Source organism: Cupriavidus numazuensis (assembly GCF_905397435.1).
GTDB lineage: Bacteria > Pseudomonadota > Gammaproteobacteria > Burkholderiales > Burkholderiaceae > Cupriavidus > Cupriavidus numazuensis.
On record NZ_CAJPVI010000080.1, the window covers coordinates 1 to 23404 of the forward strand.

The window sequence follows — 23404 nt, forward strand, 5'->3', positions numbered from 1 at the left end:
GACTTTCAGTTCCGGGGATTTCTCTTTCATCGGTATCCTCCTGTGGTGGGTGGACACCATCATCCTCATTCAGCGACCCGTTTGATAGACGCCGGTAAATGACTGCATACGTTCATCTTCTGCTCGAGCAGCGCGAGCGGCGAGCCAGGCCGACAGACCGACCGACTGCCCGGGCTTGTGCTCGACTTGCGCCACCTGTAGCGCGTCTTCCCCGCGCGGCTGCGCTCAACTGATTACGGCGTCGCTGTAGCTGGTGCGAGCAAGGGCTTGGCTCGAAGCCAACGGGCGGGGCCCATTGGGTCCGACGGCGCCCTGCTGCAGTCGCTGATTGCGATGGTAGCCGTATTGCCCATCGTCGATGCCGGGAGACATCACCCGAAAGAAATTTCTCAGTCCGGACGTTATGTCCACAGCGCCCTCCGACGGCCTCCCGACGAGCCCTTCCAACGGGCGAGACACGAGAGCACTGCTTGGCCGTCCCCGGCCACGAGCCGACCTTCGTCCACGCCTGAGATCAGACATTAGAATGTCGGCTCCATGCCAGCAATTGGCCATTGGATGCTGACCGGCAGCGTATTGTGAATAAAGTCGAGCGGCGGGCTGATGATGGAGGATCGCCGCCATGAGCGTGAGGGCGCTGCCCCATTTGGCTAAGCCAGACTGGACAACTGCATCAAAACTTGTGCCGAACCCCCAGAGCCGCCCCCATCATCTCATTCTTGCCTGTCGCCAACGCATAGGATCCGTCGAAATTCAGGCCCGAGTTCTTCGCAAATGCCGTGGTAAGGTACAGATCCGTGCGTTTGGAGAGTGCATAGTCGGCAATGAACGATACTTGCCAGGGATTTGACGGATTCACACCGTTACTGTTCTTTGCATCCGCGTAGTAGTAGCCGAGTTTCAACACCAGCGGCGCGGTCACGCGATAATTCAGACCTAGCCAATAGAAGTCATCACGAAAGATCTCGCGGCCTGCTGAATTCTCGTTCCTTTGCCAGCGATATCCCGCCATCACCGTGGCCGGACCTGCGGCGTAGCTGCCCGCAATGGCAGCTCTTTTGTTGGTTCCCGTGCCGACAAAACCCCCGCCCGTCCCCGTAAGACTCGGATTCGCTTGGTCGTAGACCAGAACAATGCCCACCGGTCCGCTTGCGTATGTCAGTGCTCCGCCATACCCCGTATCGCGACGGAACTGGCCCGGATTCTCTCCCGTTCCGGCCACACCGTTTCCGAAGGACCAGTGCGCTTCCGCCGTAACGGGACCGAACACGCCAGTGTATTTGACGGTGTTGTCGGACCGTAGCTGCGAGCCCTCGAGATAGACAAACGGCTCATACTGGGTGGCATACGTCATGGGGACGAAGTTGCCCAGCGCATCGAACATCGTGCTGTACTGCCTACCGAGCGTAACCGCCCCCCAAGACTTGTTCTGCAACCCCACAAAAGCCTGGCGACCAAACAACCTGCCGCCCTGCTGTGACTTCCCGTCATCCACCCCAAAGCCGCTCTCAAGCGCAAACACCGCGCTCAACCCACCGCCGAGATCCTCGGTTCCACGCAGACCCCAGCGCGATCCCGAAAGGCCGCCGCTTACGAGAGCAACGCGGCTGCCGTATCCGCCCGTGCCGCTGGACAAGTGAGATGCGTACTCCACATTGGTGTCAATCACCCCATACAGCGTGACGGCGGACTGCGCCTGCGCAGCGCCCGCGACCATCGCGCACGCCCCAAATAAAGAAAGCGTTCCCCTCATTTACCTTGTCTCCCGTTGATGACTTTGCGTTGAATTGCTGGAGTCTATGAGCCGCGTTCCTTGCGACCAACGCCTGCACAGGCAGACCAGCTATCCCTGCACCGATATATCTGGCTCCTGCAAAGAGACTTGGCGGTAGAATTTCCGTGCGCCGATTTCGTCGCATCACGTCACTCTCGCCGCCATGCAACCGTTGAAAGCCACCGAGTTCAAGATCGGCATCACCGCGGATCTCCACCAATGGCGCACCTTTGTGGCCATCGCGGAACTGGGCAGCCTCACCCGCGCAGCGCTATTTCTGGACAGCAATCAATCGCTGCTGAGTCGCCAGTTAAACGCGCTAGAGCGCGAGTGCGGCGCCCGCCTGTTCAACCGCACCGGTCGGGGGGTAGAGTTGTCGGAAGTTGGGTCACGGCTATTTCCGCAGGTCAAGACGTTGTTAATGGATGCGGAACTGCTCGAGAACGAGATCCGCGGGGAGGCACGCGAGCCGTCCGGTCGTGTCACGGTCGGGGTGCTGCCGTCAATCGGGCTCCACCTAATACGGCGCATGTTCGGCGAGATGCGAAAGCGCCTGCCTGCAGTTAGCTTGAAGGTCTTCGAAGGTTCGAGCGGCCAGGTTGAGGAATGGCTCGCCGATGCGCGTGTCGATATCGCCATCCTCTACCGCTATGGCGCCGCCCTGCCCTTGCATGAACAGGCTCTCGCGGTAGTCGATAGTTACTGACGTGTGCACCAAATAGTGCGTATTGCGTTATATGGGCATGAAGACAAAAGCTGATGCCCGAAAGTTGGATGGAGCCACGCAAGCCCACCTGAGAAAGCTGGTGGTGGAGGCGGTGCGTGGCGGGATGACACAAACCGACGCGGCCTCGACGTATGGCGTAAGCCTGCGAGCGGTCAGCAAATGGATGAAGCTATCCAGAGAAGGCGGCGTGCGGGCATTGAAGCCTGGCAAACGGGGCCGCCGCCCTGGCGGCGGACGGCTGAACGCCCAGCAGGCGTGGGCTGATCGTGAGTCGGATGCCGGACCAACTGGCGATGCCGTTCTATCTCTGGACGCGCGAGTGCGTCGCGAGCCTGATTGAGCGGGAATATGGTGTCACGGTTTCGTCGACGACGGCCGGGCGTTACCTCAAGGCATGGGGCATGAGTGCCCAGAAACCGGTGCGCCGCGCCTATGAACGAAACGATGCGGCCATCGCCCGGTGGTTGAACGAGGACTACCCAAGGTTCATGAAGGAAGCGAAGGAAGAAAAGGCAACGATCCATTGGGGCGACGAGATGGGCTTGCGCAGTGACCATGTGAGCGGCAAGAGCTTTGCCCCGATGGGACAGACGCCGGTGGTTCGCGCCACCGGCAAGCGCTTTGGCTGCAATATGATCTCGGCCATCACCAATCGCGGGGCGCTGGCCTTTATGGTCTTCGAGGGCAAGTTCAACAACGCCGTGTTCATCGACTTTCTGAAGCGCATGCTCATGGTCTGGCTGGGCCGCATCAGCAAACGCGGCGATCCCTACGTGCGCACCTTGCTCGTTCATGGCGCTCGGGCCGTGCTGAGTCATCTGCGCAGGAAGAACCAGCCCGGCTGGAGCCTGAGGCTCGCGCAGCGACGGCCTGCAAACGTCGTTGCCGTCGCCATGGCCAACAAGATGGCACGCACGGTCTGGGCGCTCTTGGCGCATGACCGGGCTTATGACCGAGACTACGTCTCGGTCAAGCCTGCCTGACGGCAGGCTTGGCTAGCAGGGGGGAAAAGCAGGACCCGTCCACAGGTTGCGACGGTTAGATGAGCATCATGGCAAGACAGGTCGGATCGCGGGAGCGCAAGCCCAATGACTCGCAGGTGCCTCAAAGCACGAGAAAAAGGTAGGGCCGCTCCCGGCGGAATATCCCTTGCCACCAGTGCCGGTCTGTTTGGGCACCAGGCCAAGATAGGCCGCCAATTGCCGCCCGGACTTGAAGGTGTGCACGTCGCCAATGGTCGCGACCATGGCGGTAGCGGTGAGCATGCCGATGCCGGGGATGGCGAGAATCGCATGGCAGGCCCGATTCTGCCGCGCCCAGGCGTCGATGCGTTGATCGAGGCGGGCAATCTCTTGATCGAGCTGCTCGATGCTTAGCAATTGCTCGCGCACGAACTCGAACAGCATAGGTGGCACGTTTTGCTCGATTTCGGCCATGCGCTCGACGATTTCATGTAGGCCTGTTCGCAGTCCACGGCGAAAATGAACGCTGAACTCGAACAGCATGCCACGCAGTTGGTTGACCAGCATGGTGCGCATCTTCACGCGCAGCTGGCGCATGGCGTGCAGGCTGAGCACGCATTGTTGGGACTCGGTTTTGGGCGCCACGACGGGCATGCCAGGCTGTTGAGCCGCGGTCCAGATGGCCTTGGCATCGGCCGCATCGGTTTTGTTGGTCTGCACGAACGGGCGTACGTACTGAGCGTGCAGCAGCACCGTATCATGGCCCATGGCCTGTAGCTGGCGAGCCCACCAGTGCGCGCTGCCGCATGCTTCCAGCGCGATGCGCCCTGGCTCACGCCGGGCGAGGAACTCGATCAGCTTGGGCCGACTGAAGCGTCGGTTGAAACACTTGCCGTCAGGCTCGACCCAATAGAGCTGGAAGACAGTTTTTGCGATGTCCAGGCCGTAGGTCGTAGTATTCATTTCGGGTCCCTCCATCCTGTGTGGATTGTGACAACTCCCACTCTGGCACATCGATGCCCCGTTTCGTGATGGGGGACCCGCCTACCCCCCTGTCAGATGTGCAACTGAACCACGGCGCCTCTCATCGGGAAGGCCGGGGCGCGTTCATTCCATCTTTTTCGGACAGTGCCTATCTTGAGTAAGCAGGAGGTGCACCATGCCGAAAACGCGCCCACCGTACAGTGCGGTCTTCCGTCAGCAAATGGTTGACTTGGTCCATGCAGGTCGCCGCCCGGAGGATCTGGCCAAGGAGTTCGAACCCACGGCCCAGACGATCTACAACTGGGTTGCCCAAGCGGATCGCGATGCCGGCGTTCGTCAGGACGGCCTGACCACGGCGGAGCGCCAGGAACTCACGCGGCTGCGCCGTGAGAACCGGCAACTCAAAATGGAGAGGGAGATACTTGCAAAAGCCGCGGCCTGGTTTGCCCGGGAGACCGACACGCTGCCCGACAAGGGTTCGAGTTCATGAAGGCAAATCAGGACCGCTTTCCGCTGTCCACCATGGCGCGGCTGCTTAAGGTCTCGCGCAGCGGCTTCCATGCATGGATGGAACGACGTCCGAGCGCTCATGCCGTGAGTGACAAGCTGTTGCTCGCGCAAATCCGTGAGATTCACGCCCGCTCGCGCGGTACCTATGGGATGCCACGTGTGCATGCCATGCTGCTGCGCCAAGGTATCCACGTCGGGCGCAAGCGCGTGGCGCGTCTGATGCGTGAGGCCGGCCTGCGCGGGGCTTGCCGGCCGCGCTTCATTTGCACCACCCACCGTGCGCCAGCGGGCAGACCCGCGCCCGATCTGGTGCAGCGACACTTCTCTGCCGATGCGCCCAATCAGCTGTGGGTCGCCGATGCGACATACATTCCGACCGTTGCCGGCTTTTACTATCTGGCTGTCGTGTTGGATGTGTACAGCCGGCGCATCGTAGGTTGGGCCATGGGTAGTCATCTGCGCACCGCACTGATGCTACAAGCGCTGGACATGGCGCTGGCGCAGCGACATCCCAGCGCAGTGATCCACCATTCGGACCAGGGCTGCCAATACACGTCTGTTGCCTTCGGGCGACGTTGCCGCGAGGCTGGCGTTCAGCCTTCGATGGGCTCGGTGGGCGATGCCTACGACAACGCCATGTGCGAGTCCTTCTTCGCCACGCTCGAATGCGAGCTGCTGATGCGTTCGCGCTTCGCCACGCACGACGACGCCCGTCAGGCATTGTTCACCTGGATCGAGGGTTGGTACAACTCGCATCGCCTGCACAGCGCACTGGGATATCGGTCTCCGCAGGAGTTTGAAAAGCTGCCCGTCAATGGCATGAATCCGGCGCTACACCAGGCCTACACTGCCCCATCACAAGGAGAAAACCCATCGACATAAAATTCCAATGCGAATCTGTCCGATGAAACGGGGCAACCCCAACGCGCTCGACTACTCTTCGATCAAGGAAAACCGGCTCAACGGATGCGAACTGTATTTTCACGCTCCCTGAAAGCGGAAAGTTAGAAAAGCACAGTTCTCATCCCGCCTGCGGCGCTCTGTAGCTACGCTGGTACGAATTGCCTTACTGTTTGCTATCCATCAGTGGGAATCCAGACCAGAGCTGCAGAGGACATCAGACAAATCGGTCTTGGAACCATCCGATCGCGAGCTTGCCCACCCGTTCCATCGCGCCTGGCTCTTCGAACCGGTTTGTTGCGCCGGGAATCACTTCCAGCCGCTTCTTGCACGTCACCCTTGCCGCCGCATGGACGTTGAGATTCAAGACGAAAGGATCGGCCTCTCCGACAATCATGAGCAGCGGCGATGTCAGTTCGGACAAGGCTTCGTGGCCGGCCAGATCAATGCGCCCGCTCCTTGACACAACCGCGTCGATGCGCATGCATCCTGGGGGCGCGGCCGCGGCACGCATTGCGGCGGCTGCACCGGTCCCACTCCCAAAATAGCCGAGCCGAAGGCGGCGCTCACGTGCCAGTTCTTCCACGAATTTTGTCGCCGCTCTCAGCCTATCGCACAGCAATCCGATGTCGAACCGGCGCATCGGTTCAACAATTTCGTCAGGGATCAAAAGGTCAAACAGCAACGTACCGATGTCCACATCATTCAGCATCAAAGCGATCAGACGGTTGCGCGAAGTGTGGCCGGAAGCGCCACTCACTTGCGCGAACAGCACGAGTCCGGTCGCTGTTTCAGGCAAGGTCAACTCACCCTGCAGTGCTACGTTATCTACCTGGATCACTACCTGCTTCACAGCGACGAGTCTCATTAGGATCTCCGTCTTCTCGTGCCCAGGCGCATTTCTGGCCAGCCAAGAAACGCGAGCCGGCCGGATTTCCACCGTCTTGAGCGGTCCGGCGACGACTGCCGGCACATAGGACTAAGCTATGCGAAGAAACCTCTCGGGGTTTACGCAAAATCAAGGGAAATGCAGATTACCGAATCGCGGAAGCTTTCGCCCGGATACGCGCCTTGACCCGCTCCAGTTCATCGGCGAGCTTGCCCACGACGGTGGCCTTGTCCAACGCGCGTCGCTTGCCCGGGCGCAATGCCACGTGCCAACGCACCTTCAGCTTCTGCGTCTCTTCGCGCTTGTCTACGCCCTGATAGCCCGCATCGCCAACCTCCTTGCCATGCACCAGGGCATGCGCCTGCGTCACCGCTCCAGCACATGCCGAAAGCGCAAAATGCTGACCGGTCCGGCAACCGGCTCATCCCACCCAGCCCTGCAAATTGCCGATACAGCGGCACGTCATACAGCGCTTCTTCCATTGCCACGTCCGACAGCCCGAACCATTGCGTAAACTGGATGCGCAGCATGGCCTCGATTGGAAACGGTTTGCGGCCTGTCGCCTGGACCGGCGCGTGCGGCACTATCAACGCCAGAAACTCTTGCCACGGAACCGCCCGCTCCATCTCGTCGAGAAATACCTGCTTGCGCGTCCGTCGGTTGCTCAGGTCCGGACCAAGATCGCTTTGCTTCGTGGACTTCTCTCGGCTCGGGAATCCTCCGACTGGCGAGGCCGGCAGAAGGTTGGAATACCATCCCTAAGCACGTGCACCAACGTTTTCGACGTGTCGCGCAAACACGGTACCCGCCATCAAAGCCCCTCTAGCTCACTAATGGCGGCGTCCAAGCCAGAAGGGACATCAATCTGACCGGCCAAAGACGCCCCGCTCCACCGAGCGGGGGCGTCTTCCCTGTTAATCCCTGTCAGCTTGCCGGCTTGCGTGCCATGACGATCCAAGCGGCGCCGTCGATCATCACCGACCGCTCGCCGGGGAGGCCCGCGAAGGCGGCAAGAACCGCGGCCGAGGCGCGGGCGCGGATGTCGTCGGGCTGATCAGCGAGCACACGCGACAGCGGGCCGACTTCGAGCGTCATCTTCACCGCGTCGTCGATCGCCGCGTCCCGCGTCCCGCCCTCGCCGAACGGGACGGAAGCATCGAAGGGCGAGATAGCGATATCGGTGAAGCCGGCCGCCGTCAGGATGCGTGCCACGCGCCCCCGGTCGCCGAACGAAAATGGGCCGGGCGCTTCGGGATCGGGCGGCGCGCTCGGCGGGAGGATGCCCTTGAGCGCGCCCATCGGCAGGCGCACCCAATCGTTCTCAGCCGCGCCGCGCCAGCAGACGAAAGCGACCCGCCCGCCCGGCCGGAGCGCGCGTCGCATATGGGCGAACGCCGCTGTCGGATCGTCGAAGAACATCACCCCGAAACGCGAGAACAGGATGTCGAACGCGCCCTCGGGCAGCTCGGCGCAGCTGGCGTCGCCCACCTGGAACCGGACAGGCGTATCCTGTGGCGCAAGCGCGCGCGCTCGGCCGATCAGCGGTTCGGAAATGTCCACGCCCAGCACTTGTCCCCCGGCGCCGACGCGGGCGGCCAGAGCCAGAGTCGACGCGCCCGCGCCGCAGCCGACGTCCAGCACGCGCTCACCCATCGCGGGCGCGGCGGCTTCGATCGCGGCCTCGCCGAACACCGCGACCATGGCGTCGAGCCGGGCTTGGTTGGCGACCCAGCGCTCCCCGCTTTGACCATTCCAGTCGGCGACCTGATAGGCATTTTGCTCTGTCATGTCATCTCCTTGTTCTGATTCGTTCTTAACTAGCTACCCTTTGTTCGAGGCAAGGGGGAGCCGAACCGATGCCAAGGCGCGTATCGTCTCGAACAAACCCGCCTCCACCAGCGATAAGGCGCAAGACCTGCGTGTGATCGTCTCTGGCGTCGAGATCGGTGCCGCTTGACGCCGGACCTCGAAGGACAACCGCTCCTGCCATTCCGTCAAACTCGACGATCCGTCCTTCACCGCGCCGATCTACGCCAGCCTTTTCGAAGGCGACGACGCAACGGGAGAAGGGAATCTGTGCTCTCAAACCAGCATCGACTGCTGGGCGAAGATACCCGCCATCGCGCCCTGCGATGATGCCTGGGTGACCGAGGGCAAGAAGGGCGTGGCGAGGTCGCCAGCGGCGTAGATGCCGGGGATGCTGGTTTGGCGGCGCTCGTCGACTTTGAGGACGATGCCAGTGGGCGTATCGACGGTGGCGAGGCCCAGTGATGCATGCAGGCTTGCGGACGGCTTGTTGCGCGGATGGGCGAACAGGACGTCGACCGCGACATTGCGGCGGGTATCGAGATTGACGGTGGTGATATGGCCCTTCTGATGGGCGATCTCGACGATCCGGCCATCGACGACAGGTATGTTGCGACGCGCCAGATCGGCCTGGATGTCGGGCGCAATGTCATGACCATCGGCGAAGACAGTCAACTTGTCAGTCCAATCGCGGAACAGCCTGACAGACTGGTGAGACTGCGGGCCGGACCAGAGAAGGCCCCAATGCTGGCCGGCAACTTCAAAGCCGTCGCAATAGGGGCAGGGCACGATGGACGTGCCCCAGCTTTCGGCAAAGCCCGGAACCTCAGGCATCTGGTCGGCGACGCCATAGCTCAAAATCAGGCGGCGCCCCCTTAGGCTTTCGTGATCGCCAGTGACGACGCAGAAATCGTCGATGGCGCCAGACACGCTCTCGGCCCGAGCATTGACCAGCCTGATCGTTGGATAGCGCGCAAGCTGCTGCCGCGCCTCGACTAGGATGTCCAGCGGCGGCTTGTGATCGTGGCCGAGCAGGCCATGCGAGTGGCCAGCAAAGCGGTTGCGCGGCCGGCCGGTATCGAGAACGGTGACCTTGCGGCGGGCACGGCCGAGCTGCAGGGCGGCGGCGAGGCCGGCAAAGCTGCCGCCGATGATGATGACGTCATTCATGGTGATGGGCTCCGTGTTGTGGATAGAGGGGTGCTGGGCCTGGTGCGCAATAACGTCCGGCGATACGCGCTTGTGACGGTCAGCGAGCAGGGCTTCGGCATTGGCGAGAAAGTTGCCCATGGCTGTATTGACCGGCCCGACAATGCCGCATTCGTTATCGCCGGGCAGCCCGGGGAAAGCTGATTTGGACAACCGGCTGAAACCTACCCTTGGCTTGCACATTTGCGATACTCCGTGGTATCGTAGTGCAAGAATTTAAATACTGTCAAGTACTGGAATTGCAGTGACCGAAAACAGCCAGGGCCGGCGCGGCCGACCCGCCAACGAGGCGCTTCGCCAAACGATAGTCGACACCGCCTGCGAACTCTTCGTGGAACTGGGTTTTCAAGCGACGACCATGGACAAGGTCGCCCAGCGGGCGAAGATATCCAAGCTAAGCATCTATCGGCACTTCGAGAACAAGGAGGCGCTGTTCAGCGCGGCCATGGTGGCCCGCTGCGAGCAGTTTGCACCGCAGGCCCTTTTTGAAGGCGCCGACGATTCGGCCGAAGATCAGCTCATGGCGGTGGGGTCATCCCTGCTGCGCACGCTGTTGAGCCCGGACGTCCGCAGTGTCGAAGCCATGGTTTTGGCCGACAAGACGAATCAAAAGTCGTTAAGCAAGCTCCATTACGAAGCCGGGCCCGCCCATGTTATCGCCCAAATCGAGGTCCTGTTGCGTCAGTTGCACGCGAAGGCGATTCTCAACGTGCCCGATGTTCTCCGGTCCGCCCGCTTGTTTGCCGCGCTTTTCAAAGGATCCGATCTCCTGCTTATCGCACGCTTCGACGAGGCGAGAGCAGAGGACGACAACGAAATCGAATCCTATTGCCGGTCGGCCGTCGCCATGTTCATCGCCGCGCACCGTGGCATCTAAAGGTGCGCTACCGCGGCTTGATGAAGAACCCGCAGCAGTTGCACACGCTGTTCGCTCTGAGCAATCTGTGGATGGCGCGCGAACGACTGATGCGCGAGGCCACTGCATGAGCGCAAAGCCGCCCGAGCGGGCAGGTAGTCGGCGCCTTCTTTATGCCGAACGTCGCGCTGCATTCGAGCCAGGTGCCGCACCGCTTGCACCGCATCGGCTCTATGTTGATGGCTCAGTGCCGCAAAACGAGCTCTGAACACCATCCTTAACCATCGGATTTGGCTTGGTTTGGGCCAAAGCCCGCGCCGGCTTGCCGACGCGAGTCTCCTGAGTAAGGAGGCGGACGCGGCCACCCATCGAGACGGTCTTCCGGGGTACGGGAGTGTTAAGAACCTTGGGGTATCGGAGCTGGGTGCCCAGCATTGAGCCATCACCTGCAGATGTGCGAAATGAAAGTCATCCTTCGCGTGGAGACCATTACCGATTGGGGCGACTCCAGCACACAAGAGCTCTGTCAGTTCGAGCGGCCAATCGGCGATTGGCCGCCGGAGACAGTTGGGTTGTCACGGGCAGGCCCTGCAGAAGCAGCAACCAATTGTGGTCGCCGCGCAAGCCGAAAAGATTTGTGGGCTGCGACGGGTCTGTTCTCGATGCCGCCGCTGGCATCCTCTCAGTCGAGCGCTGGTGGCTCGAGCTGGCCGGCAAGGACCAACAAGACTCGGCTGGTGCCGGCGACCGACGAACCGATACCGAACTCTCGCGCCACCGCAGCGCCCAAGGGCTGGCGCCCCACCCCTCGATCAGCCGACAAGACGGGTCTTCAGCCACGGCATCTTCGCCACGCGTTCGGCTTCATAGCTCTTGATCTTGTCGGCATGGCGCAGGGTCAGGCCGATATCGTCAAAACCGTTCAGCATGCAGTACTTGCGGAACGGGGCGATGTCGAACTCGTAGCCCTGACCCGACGGCGTGAGCACAACCTGCTGGTCCAGGTCGATGGTCAGCTTGTAGCCGTTGAACGCGTTGGTCTCGTTGAACAGGTGATCGACTTGCTGCTCGCTCAGCACCACCGGCAGCAGGCCGTTCTTGTAGCAGTTGTTGAAGAAGATGTCGGCGAAGCTCGGCGCGATCACGGCGCGGAAGCCGTATTGCGAGAGCGCCCACGGCGCATGCTCGCGCGAGCTGCCGCAGCCGAAGTTGCGGCGCGCCAGCAGGATCGACGCGCCCTGGTAGCGCGGCTGGTTCAGCACGAAGTCCGGGTTCAGCGGACGCTTGCTGTTGTCCATGCCAGGCTCCCCGACGTCCTTGTAGCGCCACTCGTCGAACAGGTTCGGGCCGAAGCCGGTGCGCTTGATCGACTTCAGGAACTGCTTCGGGATGATGGCGTCGGTATCGACGTTTTCGCGGTCCAGCGGTGCCACGAGGCCGCTATGTACAGTGAACTTGTCCATGTCTCTTTCCTTACTTCTTGGCCGCGCGCTCGAGCGAGCCGCCGGCGGCCTGCGTGTCCTTGCCCAGGCCGGCCATGGTGTTGCAGCCGGCCAGTTGCAGCATGCCGAAGCATGCCAGCAGAGCGATCAGGGTCCTCATCTGCCGCGCCCCGCTCAGCCGAGCTTGCGAATGTCGACGAAGTGGCCTTCGATGGCAGCGGCGGCAGCCATCGCCGGACTCACCAGATGGGTGCGGCCACCCGCGCCCTGCCGGCCTTCGAAGTTGCGGTTCGACGTGGACGCGCAGCGCTCGCCCGGTTCCAGGCGGTCGGCATTCATCGCCAGGCACATCGAGCAGCCCGGCTCGCGCCATTCGAAGCCCGCAGCCTTGAAGACCCTGTCCAGCCCTTCGCGCTCGGCCTGCTCCTTGACCAGGCCCGAACCCGGCACCACCATCGCCAGCTTCACGTTGGATGCGACCTTGCGGCCCAGCCTCTGCACCACCCAGGCGGCGGCGCGCATGTCCTCGATGCGGCTGTTGGTGCAGGAACCGATGAACACCTTGTCGACGTTGATGCTATCCATCGGCACGTTGGGCTGCAGGTTCATGTACTCGAGCGCGCGCTCCATGGCATTGCGCTTGGTCGGGTCTTTTTCCTCCTTGGGATCCGGTACGCGGTCTTCGATGCTGACCACCATCTCGGGCGAGGTGCCCCAGGTCACCTGCGGGCGGATGTCTTCGGCGCGAAGTTCCACCACGTGGTCGAACTTGGCACCGGCGTCCGAATGCAGCGTGCACCAGTAGCCCACGGCCTGCTCCCACTCCACGCCCTGCGGCGCGTACGGGCGGCCCTTCACGTATTTGAGCGTGACGTTGTCCACCGCCACCAGGCCGGCGCGCGCGCCTGCTTCGATGGCCATGTTGCAGACCGTCATGCGGCCTTCCATGGTCAGGTCGCGGATGGCAGAGCCGGCGAACTCGATCGTGTAGCCGCTGCCTCCGGCCGTGCCGATCTTGCCGATGACGGCCAGCACGATGTCCTTGGCGGTGCAGCCGCGCGGTAGCTTGCCTTCCACGCTGACCAGCATGTTCTTGGCCTTCTTGCCCAGCAGCGTCTGCGTGGCCAGCACGTGCTCGACTTCCGACGTGCCGATGCCGTGCGCGAGCGCGCCGAACGCGCCGTGCGTCGAGGTATGCGAGTCGCCGCACACCACCGTCATGCCCGGCAGCGTAGCGCCCTGCTCCGGACCGATCACGTGCAGAATCCCCTGTCGATGATCGTTCATCTTGAACTGCGTGATGCCGAAACTGTCGCAATTGGCGTCCAGCGTATCAACCTGCAGTTTCGATACCGGGTCAGCGATGCCTTCGCTGCGGTCGGTGGTCGGCACGTTATGGTCCGACACAGCGAGGTTCGCGCCGGTGCGCCATACCCGAAGCTCCGACATCTTCAGGCCCTCGAACGCCTGTGGACTGGTCACTTCATTTAGCAGGTGGCGGTCGATGTAGAGCAGCGTGGTGCCGTCTCCTTCGATGTGGACGGTGTGATCATCCCAGAGTTTGTCGTAGAGGGTCTTGGCCATGATGCAGGGGCGGATCGGCCGTCCTTCGGGAACGGTACGGAACCGCACTTGTGGTTTTGGAGGGGATTATCGTGTCGGCGTGCGTCTGGAAAGATCCAGAGCAGAACCGGTGCTCACCCCACACAACCGATGTGCGGGGCTCGCGACCTTCGTACGGGGTGCTGCCGGCCATTGACTAGCGCCGGCATCGCAGCCGTAGTGGGAACTTAGTCGGCTGCCACGCGTGCAGTCATCGTGCCGATTCCCGAAATGCTCGCCTCTAGGAGGTCACCATAAGTAACGGGGCTCACACCGGCCGGTGTGCCTGTCATGATTACGTCTCCGGGGTACAGCGTGTACATCGCCGACGCGTACTCGATCAGCCGTTGTACGTTATAGATCAGGTACTTGGTGTTCGACTCCTGGCGGAGTTGGCCGTTGACGCGGATGCTTAGATCCAAGGAGTTGGGATCCGAGATTTCGTCTGCAGTAACGATCCAAGGGCCAAGTACAGAGAAAGTATCCGCCGACTTACGGAAGTCCGGCAACTCGGGGCCGCGTACCGTCATGTCAAGACCGATGCAATATCCAAAGACAAAATCAAGCGCGTTATCACGCGACACCTTTTTGGCTTCACGGCCGATCACAACAGCCAGTTCGACTTCATGATCAGTACGACGATCGGCGATCGGAATCCTGATGTCCTCATGACAACCAATCACTGAACTGTTTGCTTTCAGGAAGACACCGAGCTTGCTCAGGTCGGTGAACGTTTTCCCATGATTGATCCCGGGGTCGTTGTTGGCCTCTGCAATGTGGTCCTTGTAGTTGATGGGGGCGGCGATGATTTTTCCGGGATTGGCCACCGGGGAGCGGAGACGGACACCGGCAAGAGGAATACGTGGCCCGATCTCTACGGCCTCTTCGATACGGGGCCGCACGCCTTCAAAGTTCTTGATGACCCAGTCATACTTCGGATAAGGCCATGCTGGGCGAAAGGACGAAGCAAAGGCATTGGTGATGTCGACGATATCTTGTCCGAGGACGAGACCGATGCGGTTGTCGTCAAAGATGCAGAGTTTCATGATAATAATTCAAAGATAGAAAAGGTTAGTCGCGTTGTTCGCGTAGCAAGCCAAGCTTCTCGTGTACGGGTCTATCTGAGTAGCTGAAGAAGACCGTGTCCTCCTCTGCCTGGACAGTCCAGGCGCACCAGCCTGGAATTGCCGCAATGTCGTTGGGACCCACTGAGAAGGTAGGTCCTTGCCCGATCGTCACTTGAGCTCGTCCTTCGACGCAGACGAGAACCAGACTTTCGGTAGCCCGATATGGACGAGTGGAAAAGCCGCGTGGGAAATAGCGTAGTGCCGTGCCGAGGGTAGGCATGGCCCAGTCACCGTTTAGCGGATTGACATACTTTAAGCAGATGCCGAGATGCGGATCAGGAGCTTCCGCTCTGGCCAAAAGATGCAGCGCCTCGCGCGAGCGCGCGTACGGGTAGCTGAAGACCGGCGAAGTAACACTGCTGCGGTCACAGTTGAGGGGCAGCATGCCGGAGCCAAAGCGGGCGGCTGCTTCCCCAATCAATCGCGTCGATGACTGTGCCTTTTCCTCATGACTTTCGCGGAACCCAGCTCGCAAGAAGTTGACAAGCGGCACGTCAAGTCCGTCAAGCCATACGACTGGTTCTGTACCTTCATGGCCGTGATCGTGCCACGTCCAGAATGGCGTAATAATGAAGTCCCCCCTGCTCATCCGCGTCTTCTCACCATCAACGGCTGTATATGCGCCAGTTCCGTGCAGGACAAAGCGTAGCGCCGACTGCGTGTGGCGGTGAGCAGGCGCAACTTCGCGAGGTAAGATTAATTGGATACCTGCGTAGAGTGTGTCAGTCACCTGAGACTTCCCAGGGAGACCGGGGTTCTCCAGCACAAGAACGCGGCGCTCCGCTTCTTCCGCGGAAATGAGCGATCCTGCGCGAAGCAGTTGAGGATAGACGTCTTCCCAGTTCCAGCACCAAGGCTGGGCGGCCGGTACCGGTTCGGCGGGCACCAGTCTCTTCAGCACACTCCAGAGTGGGGCCAGATTCAAAGGCCGTAGATCCTCGTAATAGCTTTGTCTTTCTTGCTCGACGTTCATATTTCTCTCCATGCGCCCTTATCTATGAGCTCCGCCCAGTTCTGAGCGAAATCTATGTGGTTGAGTACAAGTTGATCCCGGCCCGATCGCTGACAAGAGAGGATTCCCCCAATTGGTTGCGTCATTTATGCGGGTGTTCGGCGGCAGTCTGAGGTCTAGCCAGAGAGCTGCATGACAAGGCGCATGCGCAGCGTCGCGTCAAAATTGGTTAGGATGGTCGTTGCCTACTTCGCACCCGCCTTCAAATCGGACGACCTTTTAATGCCAAAGTGAAGCAGTACGACAGTGATGGCCGCCAGTACAAAGGTTGTCGCGTACAAGGTGTAGACTTCGCTAGGACTCCACTGCGCGTCGATAAGGGGTCCGGCAGCCAGAGGTGCCAGGACGGACCCGAAGCGGCCCATACCGATAGCCCAGCCAAGGCCGGTCACGCGATGAGCGGGCTCGTAAATCATGGGGGTCATCGCGAATACGCCTGCCACGCACCCGTTAACGAAAAGGCCCAGCACGAACGCCACGACAAGAGTCTGGCTACCTCCGCCGGCGAGGCTGAGAAACATGCTCATCAATACTGCCGTGGCGATAAGGTAGATGGCATGCACCTTGTACAAGGCTAGCCGGCCCGCGAGTAGACCGATGAGCGACGTTCCGACAATACCGCCAAGGTTAAGCAACACACCGCCCGTGATGCCTTGCTCGTTGGATAAACCCGCGGCCACCATTAACCGAGGCGACCAACTCATCACGAAATAGAATCCGAACAGGATCAGAAAGAACGATACCCAGATCAGAGCGGTGGCTCGGCGCACGCTCGGCGAAAGAAGATAGGACAGGCTACGTCTTAGGCCAGTATTCCCACCCACTGACCCCGCAGGCAGTGCCTGCAGCGGAGCCAAGCCCATCTTTCGCATGATGGCGTTGACTTGCGTCAACGCTCCTTCTGGCCGGCGGCTAACATAGAAGTCGATCGACTCTGGCAGCCAAGCGTACAGGATCGGCAAAGTCGCCAAGGTAGCGGCCCCGCCGTAAATGAACACCGACTCCCAGCCAAGCAGTGCAATAACTCGCGCCGTGAAGAAGCCCCCCACGGTTGCGCCAAGAGCGTAAGCCGTGGCCTGCAGGCTGATGGCCAGACTGCGCCAGCGCCTGGACGCGTATTCGCCAGCAATCACGTAGCTGCTCGCGAGGATGCCGCCAATGCCAAGTCCGGTGACGAAGCGCAGGAGACCAAGATGCGTCGGCGTCCTGGCATAGCCGGAGCCGATCATCCCTAGGCCGGCGACCACGATGCACAGAAGCACCAACGAGCGCCGGCCGATGCGATCAGCCCAAGGAGCGACAAAGAGAGATCCCACCGTCATTCCGACCAAACCGGCACTAAGAAGGTAGCCCAGTTGCGCGCCTGACAGGGACCAGTGCGCGCTGACGGAGGCAGCCGTGAACGCTATCACCATCACGTCGAAGCCGTCGAGCATGTTGATCAGGAAGCAGAGCCCGATTGCACGCCACTGAAAAATGGTCATCGGCTTGCCATTCATGATGTGAGCAAGCGGTGCGTTTATGGTTGCAGTCGATGTCATGCGTTTCGTCTCCTCGTTTTACCTTCTTTCGCTGCCGCCAACAAAGCTGGCGGGCGTCCAACCCTTGGCCTTATCAAGAAGCGGCGGCAGCCTGCCACCTGTCATAGTTGTCTACGAACTCCGGCGACATGGTTCGCAAGCGCTCCGGATCTACGCGTCCCGAGCGGCCGATGTAGTCCATCGCAAACTCCCATGCAGGCAGTTCCATGTGTTGCGGAAAGTGGTCGTACCAATCGGCGCTTTGGTTCGCTGCGGCGGTGATCTTCTCCACAATGGGGCGGCGCCCGGCTTCATAACTGGCCAGCGCGTCGGGAACGCTGTTTGGGTGATCCGCCACCGACTGCGCGAGAGCCTGTACGTCCTCAAGTGCCAGACGGGTGCCCGACCCGATGGAGAAGTGCGCAGTGCGGAGCGCGTCGCCGACGAGCACACGGTTCCCGAACGACCAGCGTGCGTTGCTAATCTTGGGAAAGCGTCGCCACATGGATCGGTTAACCACTAGCGACGCACCGGCCAGTTCGTCAGCAAACACCTCCTGACAGTAGCGCCGCGATTCTTCCTCGCTCATGTGTTCGAACCCGATTCGCTCGAAGGTCGACGCATCGACCTCCACTAGAAACGTGCTCATGCTTTCCGAATAGCGGTAGTAGTGAGCGTTGAAGTAGCCCTGGGGTAGCTTCTTAAAAGCCTGCGTCAGGCGGTCAAACGGGCGGGTGGCACCGAACCATGCGAAGCGGTTATCGAGGTAATCGATGCGCGTGCCGAACGCTTGCTCATGCGTGCGGCGCACCAGGGAGTTCACGCCGTCGGCGCCGATGACTAGATCGGTCGAGTCCAAACCATCGAGGCTGGTAACGATCCGATTATTGATCAGAACGGCACCAACAGATTCCGCCCGCTGGCGTAGAATCTCCAGCAGTTTCAGGCGGCCGATAGCCGTAAAGCCGACTCCGTCAATCCGGATAGCCTGAGCATGGATCCGCAGTTCAATGTCCCGCCATGTCTCCAGCCCGCGGCTGACCATATCAAGCGTTTCGGGGTCGTTTGCCCGCAAAAACTCTAGGGCCTGATCCGAGAAGACGACGCCGAATCCGAAGGTCGTATGAGCATCGTTCTGCTCATAGACATGGACCATCGCGTCAGGGCGATCTCGCTTCAGGAGATAGGCTGCGTACAGGCCCGCGGGGCCGCCGCCGATGATGTTGATCTTCATGTTCTGGTCTCCAGTATGTTTTCTTCGTTGTCCATGAGCCTGTCGCGCACCGATTGCGGCACGGCGCACGCATGCATCGAAGTAGTGGTGCCGATAGCATGCACGGCCCAGACGCGGGTTTCATGTGCCTCCATCAGCAAGGTATCTTCGGATAGGAATCGATGGGCAAAGCCGAGGGACTTTACGCCGATCTTCTCGACGGCGATCTCGTGCCATATGTAGGAATGGAGCGTCGGCGCTTGGAAGAAGCGCGCCGACATTTGCACGACTGGCAGGCCTCCGCGCGTGTTCTCGTCAATAATCGCGGTGGGGTCTATCCCGAGCGAAAGAAGCATCTCGTTCAGTCCATCGACCATCCAGCGCGAGTAGTGGGGAAAGAACACAATTCCGCCGGGATCGCATTCGCTCCAGTTCAGGCGTCGCTTATAGCGATAGGTGCGCACGATTCTCGTACTCCCTCAATGTACCGACTCTTTGGCGATCTTTTCTGCGATCATTGCGCGCAAATGCGCACGATCCAGCTTGCCGACACGCGTGGTCGGAAAGGCGTCGCAGGCTTCGATCCGTTCGGGCAGCTTGAATTTCGCCAACCCTTGGGCGTGCAAGTACTGTCCGAGATCCTCGACGCTGGGCAGCATGTGGCCGTCGCGAGGGATCAGGAAAGCGCATGCTTTCTCCCCGTAGATCGGATCAGGCATCGCCACCACCTTGCCGTCTGCGATTGCTGGATGGCGTGCAATCAGATGCTCGATTTCCTCCGTTCCGAATTTTTCGCCACCGCGGTTGATGTTGTCCTTCATCCGCCCTTCGAAGCGGTACACAATCTGCCCATCGATCACCGCGGCCCGCATAAGATCGCCGGTCCGGAAGAAGCCGTCAGGGGTGAAACTCACCGCGTTGATTTCGGGCGCCGCATAGTAACCGCGCAGCGTAGATGGCCCTCTGAAGCACAGCTCGCCAGCAGCGCCAATTTGCACCTCTTCGATGGTGCCAGGACGAAGCAGACGCACCTCATCGTAGGGAGAGCACGGCATGCCTACGCTGCTGTGTCGCACCTCCGCCGGCGACGCCGCCGCTGTGCCGGTCAACACCAGTCCTTCGGTAATGCCGAACATGTTGATGGAGAGAATTCCGGTAGCGCGCTCGATTGCCTCCGCTCCCATCAAAGTCGACAGCGAGCGTACGGAAGACAAGTCATGGCGTGCGACGTGGGGATAGGAGGCAATCGCCGGCGCATGAGGTCCGATGGTGAACGCATGTTGTACGCGCTCACGCTCGATTGCCTCGAAGTAGCGCCCCACATCCCACTGAGGCATCAACACCGTCGTTGCGCGGTACAGCACCGTGCGAACGATGGCAAACATCATCCCGGCGTTGTGCAGTATTGGCAGCGCCCAGATGCCAACGTGGCCTTCTTGCATGTCATAGCGGGCACACCACGACCGCACGTGGCTTTGATACTCGGCATGGAAGCGCGGAATCACCTTCGGTACGCCCGTCGAGCCGCCAGAAAGCTGAAAGGCAATGACGTCCTCACAGCCGAATTCATGAGACGTATCTAGGACGTCCTGTCCCCCCGCCCCTTCACATAAGCCTTCCAGCGCATGCCCTCTCGCATCCGAGGCGCCTCCGGCGACGATTAAGTGTGGGATCTGGTGACGCTCTGACATAGCAGATGCGAACTTCACCAAATCGAAGCGCCCTCCGGCGTCCGCCTGTACGAAGTAAGCCTTTGGACTTGTCAAATCGGCAAGCTTGCCAATCTCCAGTTCGCGGTACTGGGGAATGCTGCAGACGGGAACGACACCGGCCTTGAAGCAACCAAACAGTGCGACGACAGTTTCAATGCTGGTTCCCATCTGGAACATAGCGCGGTCATGCACTTGTAGGCCTAACGCCCTCAGACTGCGGGCCAAGCGTTCGCTTTTCGCGTCGAGCTCACCGAAGCTCATGCGATGGCCTTCGCAGACGAACGCAATCCGCTCTGGCGCGTTCTTTGCGGCACTTCGCAGGGTATCTCCCAATGTCTGGCGTTCCCAGATGCCGCCGTTGAGGTAGTACGCGGCCTGTTCCGGAGGGGTGTACACAACCCCATCTATTGGGTGCAGGGGGCCGGTCGTTTCAATCGCATGCAGATTCTGCCCCCCCGGGTTCCCCGGGTACGCCCTTCCCTCTCCTTTGCAAGGCTCTCCCATGCATTGTCTCCTGTCTAATGTGTGCAATGGATCCGAGTATGGGATCGACGGTCGTAGATGCACAATGCAATGGGTGGTATTGTTAGTATTTATGGGCTAAATATTGATACGCATGCAGCCTGAGATCGACCTCAAGCTTCTGCGCTTGCTTACGCAGATTCACGCGTTGGGCAGCGTGTCCAAGGCGGCCGATGCCGTCCACCTGAGCCAGCCTGCGGCCAGCCTCGCGCTGGGCCGCCTGCGCCGCATCCTTGGCGACCCGCTATTCGTCCGTGGTTCTAGTGGCATGGTGGCGACCGGCAGGTGCGATGAAGCGGTGACGGCGGCGCGAGAAGCGCTGTCCCTGATAGACGGCGTGGTGCAGACCCCTGCCGGTTTCGATCCCCTGAACGCGCGCCGGGACTTCGTGGTCACATTGTCGGATATTGGGGAAGTAGTGTTCCTGCCAAAGCTGATGGCCAGGTTGTCCCAGCTGGCGCCGCACTGCAACCTCAGGGCAAAGGCGCTGTCCGTGCGGGAGTTGCCGGAGGCCATGCAGAGCGGGCAAGTTGAAATGGCGATTGGATTCTTCCCCGACCTGGAACGTCCGGGCTACTATATGCAGCGGCTGTTCGAACACCGCTTCGTCTGCCTTGTGCGCAAGGATCATCCTCGCGTGAAGACAGAGAGAATCCCTTTGGCGGCATTCCTCGAACTGCCGCATGCCGTCGTAGAACCGGAGGGCCGCAGCCACGAACTCTTTGAGCGCTTGTTGAAGAGCAAGGGCCTCAGCCGCCGCGTTCAACTAAGCATCCCACATTTCATGAGCGTGCCGGCAATTGTTGCTGCGACGGATATGATCGTCACAGTACCGCAAGCGGTGGCGGAATACTTTGTACGGTTCGGGGAAGTACGCATAGTGCAGCCCCCAGTCAATACGCGTCGCTACGCGTTAAAGCAACACTGGCATGCGCGGTTCCATGCGGACCCTGGTCTGAAATGGCTTCGAGGTCAGATCGCGGAGGCTTTCACCCATAGCGCCTGACTTCACCACCCGACACCTCAGCCGCGAAGTGTGCTAATCCGCAATCTGAGATACGGGCGTGCCGCGAGGCTTCGCAGGGCGCTGCGGTCCAGTTGCACGATGCGCCAGTTCGCCAAAGCTCACGACGAATCCATCGGTCAGTGTTCGAGCAGCCTGCTTTCCGCCAGCAGCGCACACCATCACGGGAAAATTGATCGGGCAACCGCTAATGCCGAGTGCCTAAGAGACCTGAGAACGGCCCCAAATGCCAGCAATGTGCAGGAATCGAATCATCCAAACGCCGAAAGGTAACCGCAGCGGTCGTAGGCGATCATCGCCCGACTGAAATAGGCAGGAGACCGACAATGCGCTATCGATAGCCGCTCGCCGTAGCACGCGACGTAGGAGCGGAGACCTACCGCGATCTCCGCAGGTGTTGAGGCCAGTGACTCGTACTTGCAATGTCTTTTGTGCGCCGGCTAACGAGGACGTGTCCCCGGCATCTCTGTACTCCTAACTTCTTGCGCTGCGTGTCGAGACGGCTCTTGATTGTTCTCGATGTTCGCTGAACAACTCGATGACCGACTCGCGTAACCACCTGACCGCGGGATCTGTATGGAAACGCGGATGCCAGAACTGCTTCAGTGCATAGGGCTTGATATTGATCGGCGGCTCAACGATCCGCAGGTTCTCCAGACGCACATAATAGTCTGCAATGGATTGAGGCACCGTCACAATGAGGTCGGTGGCTGCGATGATTGCCGGAATGGACAGAAAGTGGACCGACATCAATTGCACACGTCTTTGGTAGCCCTTCTCCTTGAGTAAGCCTTCGAACAGCTCATGGCTTCGCCCCATGGGCTCCACCACTGCGTGCGAAAGCTCCAGAAAGCTCCGCATGCTGATGCGAGAAGACCGTACATGAGGATGGTCCGCCCGTACGAGGCACACCAGCGAGTGCATGAATAGCTGCTGGGCGTAGAGTGCGGGGCGCTCCAGGTTGGGAAAGAACCCCAGAGCCAGATCGCAGCGCCCCTCCTCCAGCGCTAGCTCAATGTCTTCTATCGGGAAAGTCTCGCATCTGAGGTTGCATTGAGGCGCCGCCCGAGCGAGACGTGCCATCAATCGGGGCAGGAAGTGGAGCTCGCCGACGTCGGCCATGGTGACGACGAAATCGCGCCGAGCCGTAGCCGGCTCGAATGTGGGGCGGTGAAGAATGTTCCCTTCGAAGGCCGCCAGCGCCTTCGCCGCCGCGTCGGCCAGCTCCGTGCACCGCGGCGTCGGCAGCATTCCTGACGGTGAGCGCACGAAAAGCGGATCCTCCAAGCGGGTGCGCAGGCGCCCCAATGCGAGGCTCGTTGCTGGCTGACTTAAATCGAGTTCCTCCGCTGCCTTAGAAACGCTTCTCCACCGATGAAGCGCCACGAGCACCCGCAAGAGATTGAGATCAAATCGAGTGGACATTTGTTTGGCAAATATCGCAAATAATGCCGCCTTTATTGCACAAATACCGGTGCCAGTCAATTCTCTTGGCCGTGTGCTATTCGCATGCGATTCCGAAGACTAAGACATTAGATGGAGACAACGCATGAGGTCCTTTATGGTGGGAGACGGCCCAGCCAGCCCCGGCTTCTTATCTTTTCTTCTGCGGG

The 23404-nt window shown here is 60.5% G+C and carries 18 protein-coding genes and 7 pseudogenes; 9 read left to right on the forward strand and 16 right to left on the reverse strand.

The genetic code is table 11. From position 1 onward, the window contains the following. Positions 1-673 precede the first annotated feature (673 nt). On the reverse strand, positions 674-1753 hold the full coding sequence (locus tag KHO41_RS37135; protein ID WP_211958221.1) for a porin: 1080 nt from the start codon (positions 1751-1753) through the stop codon (positions 674-676). A 184-nt stretch (positions 1754-1937) separates the two neighbouring features. Between KHO41_RS37135 and KHO41_RS37140 the strand changes: the two genes are divergently transcribed. From KHO41_RS37140 to KHO41_RS42105, 4 genes and pseudogenes are all read left to right on the forward strand, one after another. Continuing rightward, complete coding sequence (locus tag KHO41_RS37140; protein ID WP_211958222.1) at positions 1938-2480, forward strand: LysR family transcriptional regulator; 543 nt, start codon at positions 1938-1940, stop codon at positions 2478-2480. 124 nt (positions 2481-2604) lie between these two features. Next, positions 2605-2841: a helix-turn-helix domain-containing protein gene (locus tag KHO41_RS41460; RefSeq protein WP_244874208.1), complete on the forward strand. Its 237-nt coding sequence runs from the start codon at positions 2605-2607 to the stop codon at positions 2839-2841. After that, a pseudogene (locus KHO41_RS42100) lies at positions 2795-3172 on the forward strand (winged helix-turn-helix domain-containing protein); the annotation flags it as partial. The gene KHO41_RS41460 and the pseudogene KHO41_RS42100, both read left to right, overlap by 47 nt. Positions 3173-3250: 78 nt before the next feature. After that, positions 3251-3484: pseudogene (locus KHO41_RS42105) on the forward strand (IS110 family transposase); the annotation flags it as partial. 165 nt (positions 3485-3649) lie between these two features. Here the strand turns inward: KHO41_RS42105 and KHO41_RS37155 are convergent. Beyond that, positions 3650-4426, reverse strand: a pseudogene (locus KHO41_RS37155) (IS110 family transposase); the annotation flags it as partial. 196 nt (positions 4427-4622) lie between these two features. Here KHO41_RS37155 and KHO41_RS37160 point away from each other — a divergent pair. Next, positions 4623-5761, forward strand: a pseudogene (locus tag KHO41_RS37160) (IS3 family transposase); the annotation flags it as partial. Between the two features lie 313 nt (positions 5762-6074). On the opposite strand, the gene KHO41_RS37165 reads toward KHO41_RS37160, so the two are convergent. From KHO41_RS37165 to KHO41_RS37175, 3 genes and pseudogenes are all read right to left on the reverse strand, one after another. Further along, on the reverse strand, positions 6075-6725 hold the full coding sequence (locus KHO41_RS37165; RefSeq protein WP_211958223.1) for a dienelactone hydrolase family protein: 651 nt from the start codon (positions 6723-6725) through the stop codon (positions 6075-6077). A gap of 184 nt (positions 6726-6909) precedes the next feature. Then, positions 6910-7486 (reverse strand): annotated as a pseudogene (locus KHO41_RS37170) (transposase); the annotation flags it as partial. 184 nt (positions 7487-7670) lie between these two features. Continuing rightward, positions 7671-8534, reverse strand: coding sequence for a class I SAM-dependent methyltransferase (locus KHO41_RS37175; protein WP_211958224.1), 864 nt, complete (start codon positions 8532-8534; stop codon positions 7671-7673). A 184-nt stretch (positions 8535-8718) separates the two neighbouring features. On the opposite strand from KHO41_RS37175, the pseudogene KHO41_RS42040 reads away from it, so the two are divergent. After that, positions 8719-8802 (forward strand): annotated as a pseudogene (locus KHO41_RS42040) (DUF736 family protein); the annotation flags it as partial. A 26-nt stretch (positions 8803-8828) separates the two neighbouring features. Here KHO41_RS42040 and KHO41_RS37185 read toward each other — a convergent pair. Then, positions 8829-9722 carry an NAD(P)/FAD-dependent oxidoreductase gene (locus KHO41_RS37185; RefSeq protein WP_211958240.1) on the reverse strand — a complete coding sequence of 298 codons (894 nt, stop codon included), beginning with the start codon at positions 9720-9722 and terminating at the stop codon, positions 8829-8831. 283 nt (positions 9723-10005) lie between these two features. Here KHO41_RS37185 and KHO41_RS37190 point away from each other — a divergent pair, with 283 nt between their 5' ends. Then, positions 10006-10638 carry a TetR/AcrR family transcriptional regulator gene (locus KHO41_RS37190; RefSeq protein ID WP_211958225.1) on the forward strand — a complete coding sequence of 211 codons (633 nt, stop codon included), beginning with the start codon at positions 10006-10008 and terminating at the stop codon, positions 10636-10638. Then, positions 10629-10748 (forward strand): annotated as a pseudogene (locus tag KHO41_RS37195) (IS5/IS1182 family transposase); the annotation flags it as partial. The gene KHO41_RS37190 and the pseudogene KHO41_RS37195, both read left to right, overlap by 10 nt. 681 nt (positions 10749-11429) lie before the next feature. Here the strand turns inward: KHO41_RS37195 and leuD are convergent. From leuD to KHO41_RS37240, 9 genes are all read right to left on the reverse strand, one after another. Beyond that, positions 11430-12080, reverse strand: a complete 651-nt coding sequence (gene leuD / locus KHO41_RS37200) for a 3-isopropylmalate dehydratase small subunit (protein ID WP_211958226.1) — start codon at positions 12078-12080, stop codon at positions 11430-11432. Between the two features lie 10 nt (positions 12081-12090). Beyond that, positions 12091-12219, reverse strand: a complete 129-nt coding sequence (locus tag KHO41_RS37205; RefSeq protein ID WP_211958227.1) for an entericidin A/B family lipoprotein — start codon at positions 12217-12219, stop codon at positions 12091-12093. Between the two features lie 14 nt (positions 12220-12233). Next, positions 12234-13643, reverse strand: coding sequence for a 3-isopropylmalate dehydratase large subunit (gene leuC / locus KHO41_RS37210; RefSeq protein WP_211958228.1), 1410 nt, complete (start codon positions 13641-13643; stop codon positions 12234-12236). A 206-nt stretch (positions 13644-13849) separates the two neighbouring features. Further along, complete coding sequence (locus tag KHO41_RS37215) at positions 13850-14707, reverse strand: fumarylacetoacetate hydrolase family protein (RefSeq protein ID WP_211958229.1); 858 nt, start codon at positions 14705-14707, stop codon at positions 13850-13852. 25 nt (positions 14708-14732) lie between these two features. After that, complete coding sequence (gtdA, locus tag KHO41_RS37220) at positions 14733-15761, reverse strand: gentisate 1,2-dioxygenase (RefSeq protein WP_211958230.1); 1029 nt, start codon at positions 15759-15761, stop codon at positions 14733-14735. Between the two features lie 224 nt (positions 15762-15985). Beyond that, positions 15986-17341, reverse strand: coding sequence for an MFS transporter (locus KHO41_RS37225; protein WP_244874206.1), 1356 nt, complete (start codon positions 17339-17341; stop codon positions 15986-15988). 73 nt (positions 17342-17414) lie between these two features. After that, positions 17415-18554, reverse strand: coding sequence for an FAD-dependent monooxygenase (locus KHO41_RS37230; protein WP_211958231.1), 1140 nt, complete (start codon positions 18552-18554; stop codon positions 17415-17417). Further along, positions 18551-18997, reverse strand: coding sequence for an acyl-CoA thioesterase (locus tag KHO41_RS37235; RefSeq protein WP_211958232.1), 447 nt, complete (start codon positions 18995-18997; stop codon positions 18551-18553). The genes KHO41_RS37230 and KHO41_RS37235 overlap by 4 nt, the downstream gene beginning before the upstream one ends. A 15-nt stretch (positions 18998-19012) precedes the next feature. Further along, positions 19013-20641 (reverse strand): AMP-binding protein, encoded by a 1629-nt coding sequence (locus KHO41_RS37240; protein ID WP_244874207.1) that lies wholly within the window; start codon positions 20639-20641, stop codon positions 19013-19015. 220 nt (positions 20642-20861) lie between these two features. Here KHO41_RS37240 and KHO41_RS37245 point away from each other — a divergent pair, with 220 nt between their 5' ends. Further along, positions 20862-21773 carry a LysR family transcriptional regulator gene (locus tag KHO41_RS37245; RefSeq protein ID WP_211958234.1) on the forward strand — a complete coding sequence of 304 codons (912 nt, stop codon included), beginning with the start codon at positions 20862-20864 and terminating at the stop codon, positions 21771-21773. 492 nt (positions 21774-22265) lie between these two features. Here KHO41_RS37245 and KHO41_RS37250 read toward each other — a convergent pair whose 3' ends face one another. After that, complete coding sequence (locus KHO41_RS37250) at positions 22266-23276, reverse strand: LysR family transcriptional regulator (protein WP_211958235.1); 1011 nt, start codon at positions 23274-23276, stop codon at positions 22266-22268. Between the last annotated feature and the right edge of the window lie 128 nt (positions 23277-23404).